We start from the raw sequence: 1,449 nt of genomic DNA on the forward strand, positions 1-1,449 counted from the left end.
TTACGGACTCAAGCGCTTCTTACCAGCTCATCCGTACTTAACGCAGGTTAGCACGTCCTTCATCGCCTCTGACTGCCAAGGCATCCGCCGTGTACGCTTAGTCACTTAACCATACAACCCCAAAAAGTGTGTTTTATACGGCCTTAGCTTAGCGATTTCTTCGTTGTGGCTTTCGCTCGTGCCATCACATAGAAAAACTATGCTCAAGCACTCCCTCAAGACCACGCCTTGAACTCGCGTTGCTAACGCTCGTCTAAAAGCTCACTTTAAAAGTGAATTTTTAGACACTATAAAAACAATTCTCTAAGCGGGGTTATAATGCATCGTGACTGATGCTTACAACTTATTTGCCAAGAATTTCTAAGACACTTGCGTATCAAGAACTACAAATTATTTCTATCAGCTTTCCAGATTGTTAAAGAGCATTAGAGCGGTAAGCTCTAAGCTTTCAGCTGTAAGAGGGGGTCTCTTAAAACTGATAGCTTAAGGCTTAAAGCTTATGGCTGTGACTGCTAAATGGTGGAGCTATGCGGGATCGAACCGCAGACCTCCTGCGTGCAAGGCAGGCGCTCTCCCAGCTGAGCTATAGCCCCATTTAGTTGTTAGCTTTGTTTCTTTTAACTAAATTAGTATTGCTACTATGTTTAGCTAGACACCAAATCGACGGCGAGACGAGGAATGAGCTGAGGACGTTTAGTTCGCTAAACGACGAGGCTCATGACCTTGTATCGACAAGACTTGGTGGGTCTGGGTGGATTTGAACCACCGACCTCACCCTTATCAGGGGTGCGCTCTAACCAACTGAGCTACAGACCCAAAAAACTTTAGTTTTGGTTTAATCCAGTCGACCTCACCCTACTCTTTATTCAAGGGAAGTGGGGTTAACCTACTGAACTACAGACCCAAACCTATTGCTTTGCCCTCTTTCACCGACATAATCGGGTATCTGAGGGCAAAAAATCGCACCAGCTACTTAAGCTCATGCGATTAAGTCACTCTTTCTTATCAAGCAAACTGTGTGAACACTCAGCAAAGGCTGAGATTAAGGTAAGGAGGTGATCCAGCCCCAGGTTCCCCTAGGGCTACCTTGTTACGACTTCACCCCAGTCATGAATCACACCGTGGTAATCGCTCCCCCTAAGGTTAAGCTAACTACTTCTGGTGCAACCCACTCCCATGGTGTGACGGGCGGTGTGTACAAGGCCCGGGAACGTATTCACCGTGGCATTCTGATCCACGATTACTAGCGATTCCTACTTCACGGAGTCGAGTTGCAGACTCCGATCCGGACTACGACGCGCTTTCTGGGATTCGCTCACTCTTGCAAGTTGGCTGCCCTCTGTACGCGCCATTGTAGCACGTGTGTAGCCCTACCCGTAAGGGCCATGATGACTTGACGTCGTCCCCACCTTCCTCCGGTTTATCACCGGCAGTCTCCTTTGAGTTCCC

2 tRNA genes and 2 rRNA genes are annotated in these 1,449 nt (G+C 47.9%); all 4 read right to left on the minus strand.

Features of this window, described 5'->3' with window-relative positions:
* Nucleotides 1-111, minus strand: a 23S ribosomal RNA gene (locus J3U76_RS14310); the annotation flags it as partial.
* Nucleotides 112-517: 406 nt separating this feature from the next.
* Nucleotides 518-593, minus strand: a tRNA-Ala gene (locus J3U76_RS14315).
* Nucleotides 594-739: 146 nt separating this feature from the next.
* Nucleotides 740-816, minus strand: a tRNA-Ile gene (locus J3U76_RS14320).
* A 232-nt stretch (nt 817-1,048) separates the two neighbouring features.
* Nucleotides 1,049-1,449 (minus strand): 16S ribosomal RNA (locus tag J3U76_RS14325); the annotation flags it as partial.

This window comes from Oceanisphaera pacifica, assembly GCF_017498065.1.
Taxonomy (GTDB): Bacteria; Pseudomonadota; Gammaproteobacteria; order Enterobacterales; family Aeromonadaceae; genus Oceanimonas; species Oceanimonas pacifica.